Source organism: Microbacterium umsixpiens (genome assembly GCF_053543675.1).
Window position 1 is genome coordinate 706 of record NZ_JBLVOH010000221.1, and the last position, 6,745, is coordinate 7,450.

Sequence of the window (6,745 nt, forward strand, 5' to 3'; positions counted from 1 at the left end):
GCGGGGCCGTCGGGGGTCTGGGTGGGTTCGGGAATGCTCATTATCTGGCTCCTCTCGGGCGGACCGGTGATGGTGCGTCACCATGGTCCCCGAGCACCTGATCAGAGCCCTTTGCTCGGCCTATGCCTTGTCTATGCGCTCCCGCACCACCGGCGGACGGACCACGAGCACCACGACGATGCCGACGAGGATCAAGGCGGTCAGCGTCACCGGGATCGGGAGCACGGGGTCGAGCAGCACCAGGACCGCCCCCAGAGGGACGACGGTGTTCACGACGCGGTCCGCGTTCTCTCGAATCGAGATCCACCAGATGCCGATGAGGAAGATCGCGATCGGAATGGTGACCGTGAAGGAAGCGGCCAGGTTGGACAGATGGCTCTCCCCCGTCAGCACGTCGATCTCCACTTCGATCCCCGCGGAGAAGGCCGCGGCAGCCGCGAACACGAAGTAGTGCGTGTAGCCGTAGCGGAGCGACCGGCGGAAGGTCGTGATCGCGCGGTGATGAGGAGGCCAGAAGTAGATCCACCAGAGCGACGCCGTGACCACGAGGGTGAGCACCGCGATCGCGATCAGCGGGCCGAGGGACTCGACCTCGTCGAGCGCATCGATGATGGCATTCGCCGACGCGAGCAGGCTCTCGCCGAGGACGATCAGCGTGAACAGCCCGTACCGCTCCGTGATGTGATGCGGATGCCACGGAGTCTGCCGGCGGTACTCGGCGAACACCGGGACACCGATCTCGATGAGAGCGATAACCACGAATGCGGTCAACTGCAGGGGTCCGGTCGGGATGAGAAGGAAGAGGATCCACAGCACCTGCACCGCCGCGATGCCGAACGCGTAGCGTCGCGTCGCCGAACGCAGTGTTCCGGCGGAGCGCGAGGCGCGCAGCCACTGCGCGACCATCGCGACCCGCATCACGACGTAGCCGAGCACCGGAACCGTGAAGTCCCCCTCGACGAACGCGCCCGGGATGCCGGCGGCGAGAACGAGGACTCCACCCATCTGGACGAACGTCGTCACACGGTAGAGCCAGTCATCGGTGTCGAACGAGGTGGCGAACCACGTGAAGTTCATCCACGCCCACCAGATCGCGAAGAACACCATCGCGTAAGACGTGACGCCGTGCAGGAAGTCCCCGTGACCGAGCGAGTGATGCAGCTGCGCGGAGGCGATGCTCACCGCCACGACGAACACCAGATCGAAGAACAGCTCGAGGGTGCTCGCGGTGCGATGCGGCTGTGCGGGATCGCGTGGCGACATCGTGCGGAGCCGGAAGCGCGAGGCGGTGGATTCGGCGGTCACCGCCACAGAATAGCGCTCGCCCGACACCCGTTCGGAGGCCGGTTTCATCCATTCGTAAGAAATACTTCCGATTCATAGGGAGGTTCCGCTACAGTAAGAAAGTCTGCAGTGCCTGCTGTCAGCGATCACCGTGTGGGACGGTGAAAACGCCCTCCGTGATGTGGGAATCACAGAGAGTTTCAGCAGGACCCGAGGGGTCGGGACGCAGACGAATGCCGTGAACGTGGGGTTCATGGTCTGGGGAAATCTGGGGAATCAAATGACGCACTGGGGAATTCTGCGTACATTCACGGCTCAAGGGGCCTCGGCATGACTTCCGTCGAGGATGCTCTGAGCATCGCTCGTACGGGCTTCGTGCCGGTCGCGGCTCCGCGAGCCACCAAGTCGGTGACGCGCACGGTGGTCACACCGCGCACTTCGGCGACCTTGGAGAGGCGCCGACAGTGGGAACGTCGCTACCGGATCCGGCTGCGGCTGACGGATGCAGCCGTCATCCTGTTCGCCGTCGGTCTGGCGGCAGCAGTCCAGCTGTCCATCGGTGTCTCGGCGATCGAGGTGCTGAGCGGCGCCGTTCCGCTCGCCGCTCTGTGGTACCTCATGCTGAGCGGGCTGCACACGCGGGACGCCGCGCTGTTCCGCGCGAGTGCCACCGAGTACCGAGGCGTGGTCCACGCCAGCGGGCTCGCCTTCGGGATCATCGCCATCGTGGCGGTGCTGCTCGCATGGGAGTCGATGCAACCGATGCTGCTGCTGGGGCTGCCCATCGGTGTGTTGACTCTTCTCGTGACCCGGTGGATGTGGCGCCACTGGCTGCAGACGCAGCGTTCGCACGGGCGGTTCGCCTCCCGGACGCTCGTCGTGGGCAACCGGGACGACGTCGAGTACGTGGTGCGCACGCTGCACCCGATCGGCGCCTCCGGTTACCAGGTGGTGGGCGCGACGCTGCTCGACGGCAACGCGCGTGACATCGAGGTCGGCGACACGAGGTTCCCGGTTCTGGGGAACGTGAACTCCGTGTCGTCGGTTGCCGCCGAGGTCGGTGCCGACACGATCATCGTGGCGAGCCGCCCTGAAGGCGAGCCGGAGTTCGTGAAGCAGCTGAGCTGGCAGCTCGAGGGGACCGCTGCCGAGCTCGTGCTGTCGAGCCGACTCACCGATGTGGCCGGTCCGCGCATCTCCTTCGCCCCCGTCGAAGGACTGCCCCTCATCCAGGTGCAGATCCCGCGGTACGAAGGAGGCCAGCACCTGCTCAAGCGCGCGCTGGACGCCGCAGTGGCGACTGTGGCGCTCATCCCGATCGCTCTGCTCGCCCCGGTGCTGGCGCTGCTGATCAAGCTCGATTCGCCGGGACCGGTCTTCTTCTTCCAGGAGCGGGTCGGCCGTGACGGACGCCGCTTCAAGATGGTCAAGTTCCGCTCGATGAAGACCGACGCCGAGCAGCAGCTCGCCGCGCTCAAGGCACAGAACGAGGGCGCCGGCCTTCTCTTCAAGATGAAGGACGACCCGCGCGTCACCCGTGTGGGACGAGTGCTGCGCAAGCTCTCGCTCGACGAACTGCCGCAGTTCTGGAACGTCCTCGTGGGCGACATGAGCGTCGTCGGGCCCCGCCCGCCGCTGCCGAGCGAGGTCACCGCATACGACGGCACGGTCTTCCGCCGCCTCTACATCAAGCCCGGGATCACCGGTCTGTGGCAGGTCTCCGGACGCAGCGATCTCTCCTGGGACGAGAGTGTGCGACTCGATCTGCGGTATGTCGAGAACTGGTCCGTGATGAACGACCTGCAGATCATGTGGCGCACCGCCAAGGTCATGGTGCAGCCCAGCGGGGCATACTGATCGGATGAGCAATTCGAACCGCCTCACCATCGCGATGGTGGGGACCCGAGGAGTGCCCGCGGCTTACGGCGGATTCGAGACGGCGGTCGAGGAAGTCGGCCGCCGTCTCGCGGACCGCGGTCACGACGTCGTCGTCTACACCCGCGGATCGGAGCGACGGGAGAAGGAGTACCTCGGCATGAGGGTCGTACACCTTCCTGCCGTTCCCGTGAAGCAGATCGAGACGCTCAGCCACACCGGGCTCTCGGCGCTGCACCTCGTCTTTCGGCGCCGTCCTGATGCGACCTTCGTTTTCAATGCCGCCAACTCGCCCTTTCTCCCGCTCCTCCGCCTGCGTCGCGCCCCCGTCGCCCTGCACATGGACGGACTCGAGTGGAGGCGGTCGAAATGGGGTCCGCGCGGCAGGGCCTACTATCGCTGGGCAGAGCAGTTCGGCGTCCGCACCGCCGACGCCCTGATCGCGGATGCGCCGGGGATCGCCGACTACTATCGCCATCAGTTCGACGTCCCGACGGAGATGATCCGCTACGGCGCCCCGATCCTCGAAGAGCTACCCGAACGCGGTGTCGCCGAGATGGGAGTCACGCCGGGCGGCTATCACCTGGTCGTTGCCAGGTTCGAGCCCGAGAACCACGTGCTGGAGATCGTCGAAGGCTATCGTGACAGCGACGCGACGCTGCCGCTCGTCGTCGTCGGGTCGGCACCGTACAGCGCCGGATACACCCAGGAGATCCAGCGCGTGGCGGACGGCGACGACCGGATCAGGCTCGTCGGCGGCGTATACGACCAGGAGTTGCTCGACGCCCTGTACGCGAATGCGCTGACGTACCTGCACGGCCACTCGGTGGGTGGCACGAACCCTTCCCTCCTGCGCGCCATGGGTGCCGGAACGGCAGTGATCGGCTTCGATGTTCCCTTCAACCGCGAAGTGCTCGACGGCAACGGGTGGTTCTTCACCGACGCCGCCGACGTCGCAGCTCAGGTCGTCGCGGCGGAGGCCGCCCCGGACCTGACCGCCTCACACGGGAAGACCGTGCAGGAGATCGCGCGCACCCGGTTCCGTTGGGACGATGTCGCGGACGAATACGAAGCGCTCGCGCGCAGGCTCGCGGAGGGATCGAGCATCCACTCCTCAGCTCGACAGGCACGTCGGCGCACCACCGATTGGTCGCCCACTCCAGCGGATCCGGCGACGCGATGAGCGGCGACGGAGACCAGCGCACGGTCCTTCTCGTACACCCCGGCGCCGAGCTGTTCGGCTCGGACCGCATGTTGCTCGAGAGCGCGATCGGCCTCGTCGCGGCGGGCGCACGGGTCGTGGTCGCACTGCCGAGCTCGGGGCTTCTCGTCCCGGAACTGCGCGCGGCCGGTGCCGAAGTCGTCATCCTCCCGATGCTCGTTCTGCGCAAGGTCCTGCTGACCCCGCGCGGACTGCCCCGCCTCTTCCGCGACACCTTCCGGGGTCTCGGAGCAGCCTGGCGCCTGATCGGCCGGCTGCGCCCCGACGTCGTGTACGTCTCGACGATCATCATCCCCCAGTGGCCGCTGGTCGCCCGGCTGCGGCGGACCCGCTCGGTGAGCCATGTACACGAGGCCGAGGCGTCGGGCAACAAGCTGGTGAACGGCATCCTCTACTCCCCCCACCTGGCCTCTGAGCGCACGATCGTGAACAGCCGGTTCAGTCTCGACACGATCCGCACCGCGCTGCCCGCTCTCGCCCGCCGCTCACACGTGGTCTACAACGGCGTCGCCTCGCCTCCGCAACCGATCTCACCCCGTCCACGCATCGAGCGGGCCCTCCGTGTGCTCTACATCGGTCGGCTGTCTCCGCGTAAGGGTCCGGACCTCGTCATCGAGGCAGCCTCGGCGCTGCACACCACGGGTCGCGAGGTCGAGGTCACGCTCCTCGGTGCGGTCTTCGAAGGATACGAGTGGTTCGAGCGCGACCTTCGCGAACAGGCCGCAGCGGCGGGCGTCTCCGTCGACTTCGCCGGCTTCCACTCCACGATCTGGCCGTTCCTCGCCGAAGCGGATGTGCTCGTCGTCCCGTCCCGCGTCGACGAGCCGTTCGGGAACACCGCGGTCGAGGGCATCCTTGCTCTGCGCCCCGTGATCGCGAGTGACAGCAGCGGGCTCCGAGAGGCAGCGGGCGGCTACGCGACCGCTCAACTGGTCACCCCAGGCGATGCGGAATCGATCGCCGCCGCGCTGACCGACATCCACGCGCGGTGGAACGAGATCGTGTCGACCGTCGCGGACAGCCGCGCGGAGGCACTCCGCCGCCACGCGCCTGACGTGTATCGCGCGAGCATCACGGCACACGTCCTGCCCTGACCGGCTGCGGCAGCGCGCGGACCCCCGTCTACGCGACGTCGTCGCTCGGCTGCGGCACCGATTCCTGGCTGCCGACGGTGAGCCGGGTCTTGTGCCGCACGATGTAGATCGAGAACGGGATCAGCTGGCACACCAGCAACGCGAACGCGACGCCGATCAGAGGTCCGGCGATTCCGAGCACGGGCGTCAGGACGAAGGAGAGTCCGATTCCCACAGCGGCCATGCTCAGGGTGGGGATCACCTGGAAGCGGATGCCGGGCTTGTCCATGATGAACATTCCCAGCGGGTACACCGCCGCGGTCATCATGATCATGAGGCCGAAGGCGAAGATGGTGCTCGGACGCACCGTCAACTCGCCCTGCGTGATGAATCCGAAGAGCCACGGTCCGACCAGCCAGACCATGACTGTCGCGGCAGCGATGGCGGCGGCGAACAAGGCGGAGAGCAGGAACGGGCCACGCCGGAGACCGCCGTCGTGCCGCATTCGAGCGAAATGCGGCCACAGAGCCAGACCACCGGCCATCACCAGCCCGTTCAGCGCGAAGAAGACCTGTCCGGCCACGCCGTATTCGGCGACATCGGTCGGTCCGCCGAGCTGAGCTATGACGTATCGCTGGGATCCCACGGCGATGGGATACGTCACCATCTGGGCGAGCATCGGCCAACCGACGTCCATCACGCGCACGCCGGGAAAACGTCGCGGACGCAGAACCATCCGCACGGCCGACGGGATCAGCGGTGACGTCGTGCGCGCCGTGATCAGGAGGCCCAGCACGGAAACGAGGAAGGACGCAGCGAACGAGGCGATCGCGACGAACGAATGGAGGTTCTCCCCGCCGAACGTGAGGATCAGCCACACCCCGGCCATCGTGAGCGGCGAGATCAAGCCTTGGAGCAGGATCACGACGTGGTTGCGACGCTGTCCGAGCATGATGCGCACCCAGACGCCGAGCGGGATCCCCAGGCAGAAGATCGTCACGCAGTAGAACGCCGCCAGCGACGCGCCGGGGCGTCCCCCGGCCTCTCCGAAGACCAGCTCCCAAGCGCCGGTGAGGACGAGGACGGTGTTGATCGCCATCGCGCTGGCCGCGAACATGAGCAGCACGCGTCCGACGGAGGTGAGCTGGTACCTCAGCTTCTCGTCGGTGCGCACGTCGTCGCTCGTCGCGACGGCGTTGACCAGGACCGCCCCGCTGCCGAGGTCGGTGAACGTCAGCAGCGAGGGGATCGTGGTGAGCAGTGTGTAGAGGGCGAAGCTGTCGACGCCCCC

The 6,745-nt window shown here is 66.9% G+C and carries 5 protein-coding genes; 3 read left to right on the top strand and 2 right to left on the bottom strand.

Annotation, left to right across the window (positions count from 1 at the left end):
• Positions 1 to 120 precede the first annotated feature (120 nt).
• Positions 121 to 1,263: a low temperature requirement protein A gene (locus tag ACNPM4_RS18580; RefSeq protein WP_448986684.1), complete on the bottom strand. Its 1,143-nt coding sequence runs from the start codon at positions 1,261 to 1,263 to the stop codon at positions 121 to 123.
• Positions 1,264 to 1,614: 351 nt separating this feature from the next.
• Here ACNPM4_RS18580 and ACNPM4_RS18585 point away from each other — a divergent pair, with 351 nt between their 5' ends.
• The 3 genes from ACNPM4_RS18585 to ACNPM4_RS18595 are packed head-to-tail and all read left to right on the top strand — an operon-like array spanning position 1,615 to position 5,475.
• Entirely contained in the window at positions 1,615 to 3,141 is a 1,527-nt protein-coding gene (locus ACNPM4_RS18585; protein ID WP_105711021.1) for a sugar transferase, read from the top strand.
• 4 nt (positions 3,142 to 3,145) lie between these two features.
• On the top strand, positions 3,146 to 4,342 hold the full coding sequence (locus ACNPM4_RS18590; RefSeq protein ID WP_036303775.1) for a DUF1972 domain-containing protein: 1,197 nt from the start codon (positions 3,146 to 3,148) through the stop codon (positions 4,340 to 4,342).
• Positions 4,339 to 5,475, top strand: a complete 1,137-nt coding sequence (locus ACNPM4_RS18595; RefSeq protein ID WP_029262865.1) for a glycosyltransferase family 4 protein — start codon at positions 4,339 to 4,341, stop codon at positions 5,473 to 5,475. The genes ACNPM4_RS18590 and ACNPM4_RS18595 overlap by 4 nt, the downstream gene beginning before the upstream one ends.
• A gap of 28 nt (positions 5,476 to 5,503) precedes the next feature.
• Here ACNPM4_RS18595 and ACNPM4_RS18600 read toward each other — a convergent pair.
• Positions 5,504 to 6,745 (bottom strand): lipopolysaccharide biosynthesis protein (locus ACNPM4_RS18600; RefSeq protein WP_448986683.1); only part of this gene is annotated, 1,242 nt, incomplete at its 5' end.